This is a genomic window from Nocardiopsis sp. TNDT3 (assembly GCF_003427465.1).
In the GTDB taxonomy this organism is placed as follows: domain Bacteria; phylum Actinomycetota; class Actinomycetes; order Streptosporangiales; family Streptosporangiaceae; genus Nocardiopsis; species Nocardiopsis dassonvillei.
In genome coordinates this window covers 1-1,939 of record NZ_QPFC01001397.1, presented here as the reverse complement: position 1 = coordinate 1,939, position 1,939 = coordinate 1, and the positions used below count along the sequence as shown (strand labels likewise).

The 1,939-nt window shown below is 75.4% G+C and carries 2 protein-coding genes; one reads left to right on the top strand and one right to left on the bottom strand.

The genetic code is table 11. The annotated features are described in order from the left end of the window. Positions 1-218: 218 nt before the first annotated feature. Positions 219-779: a hypothetical protein gene (locus tag DQW06_RS28200; RefSeq protein WP_013154847.1), complete on the top strand. Its 561-nt coding sequence runs from the start codon at positions 219-221 to the stop codon at positions 777-779. 163 nt (positions 780-942) lie between these two features. On the opposite strand, the gene DQW06_RS28195 is transcribed toward DQW06_RS28200, so the two are convergent. Next, a partial coding sequence (locus DQW06_RS28195; protein WP_157983648.1) for a serine/threonine-protein kinase occupies positions 943-1,939 on the bottom strand: 997 nt, incomplete at its 5' end.

Below are 1,939 nucleotides of genomic sequence, written 5' to 3'. Positions count from 1 at the left end.
GGTCCGGAGGGGTTCACCCTAGAGCCGCCCGGGCCGGGGGCACATGGTTCCCACGGTTACGATTTGCAGAATCTGCGGTTCCGATACCGGTTTTTGGCCTGCCCGTATCGCGCTGCGTCACCGGACGGCTCCCCTGGTCCGCCCGGAGCCGCGCCTCCCGCGCCCCGGGCCCCTACCATGGACGGGACAAGCCGTCTCACATCCCTCGGAGGACGTCCGTGTTTTCCTCTGGCCAGGACCCGTACGACCCCAACGGGACACAGGGCGCGGGCGGCGTCCCGCCGTACGGGGCGCCCGGCTCCGGGGCCGGTTTCGACGCGCTCCACCCCGACGCCCCCCTCCCCAGGAAGGTGGCCGTCGTCCGCGCCCTGATGTTCGTGGGCGGCGCCTGCGGACTGGCCCTGTCCGGCCTCTTCCTCATGGGGCTCAGCGTCCCGGCCGACGCGATGGACGAGGCGCTGCGCCAGCAGACCGAGCTCGCCGCCCAGGAGGGGCTGGAGCTCGCGGTCAGCGCCGAGGCCATGCGCGCCATGATGGTCGTCATGGCGGCGGTCACGGGCGTGTACGGGCTGCTGTCCACGCTCCTGGCGGGCCGGATCCGGCGCCGCACGGTCGGCGTCTTCTGGGGCGTGGTGCTCTTCCAGGGCGCGGCGGGCGCGCTCCTGCTGTGGACCGTGCTGTCCGGGGACATCCTGGCGCTCGTCCCGCTGGGCTTCGCGGTCATGATGGTGGCGTACATGCTCTCCCGGGAGGGCCGCGCCCACTACGGGCTCCTCTGACCGGGGGTCGTCCACAGCCCCTACCGGCGCCCGCCCCTGTGCGGTTTCCTGGAAGTCGGGGGTCCCCGGGGCTCTCCCACGCCGTGCTGCCCGCCTTCCGTGACGGGGCACCCACGACTGGCCCCGACCGGCCCGGCGCAGGCCCCCGGCTCCCGCGGTCCCCTCAGCCCTCCCCGCGGCCGAACAGCCCGGCCCGCGGGGGCTGCGGCGGGCGCACCGCCACCTCGGTCCACCGCCGCTCCAGCAGACCCCGCACGGCCGCCGTCCCGGTGACGGCCGCCTCTCCGCCCTCCCCGGACGCGCGTACCCCGCCCTCGACGTTCTCCAGGCCCAGGGCGGCGCGCAGCAGTCCGGCGGAGTCGGGCCGCTCGTCGGGGTCCTTGGACATCGCGGCCAGCACCAGCCTCTCCAGGCCGGGCGGCAGGTACTCCAGGTCCGGCTCCTCGAACATCACGCGCCGGGCCATCTCCTTGGCCCCGGCCCGCCCGAAGGGGTCGTGCCCGGCCGCCGCGAAGGCCACGGTCGCGCCCCACAGGAACACGTCCGCGCTCTGCGCGGTGGGTTGGCGCCGGTACTGCTCCGGGCTGATCCACCCCGGGGTGCCCAACCGGTCGACCCGCTCGCTGACCCGCTCGTCGGCCAGCCCCTCCGGCGAGGGCAGCCGCAGGTCCCGGTAGGCGCGGCGCATCCGCCGCAGACGCATCCACTTGGTGGGGTCGGGGTCCTCCACCGGGTGCGCGATCCCGAAGTCCAGCAGTTTGGGCCCCCTGGCCGAGAGCACCACGTTGCTGGGCTTGAGGTCGCGGTGGACCACCCCGGCCGCGTGGACGGCCCGCAGCGCCTCGGCGGTGCCCACGGCCAGACCCAGGAGCATCCCCCCGCGCAGGCGGCCGTACCGCTCCACGTGGCGGCGCAGGGTGGGCCCCGGCACGTACTCGGTGATCATCCACGGCCGCGGCGCCTCCACGTCGGCGCGCACGAACCGCGCCACCGAGGGGCTGTTCACCCTGGCCAGGAGGCGGGCCTCGTGCGCGAAGCGCTCCCGGAAGCGCCGGTCCGCCGCCTGCTCGGCGTGGACGACCTTGACCGCCAGGTAGCCGTGCACGCCGGGGGAGTCGGCGGCGTAGACCGTGCCCATCCCCCCGGAGCCGATCCGCCCC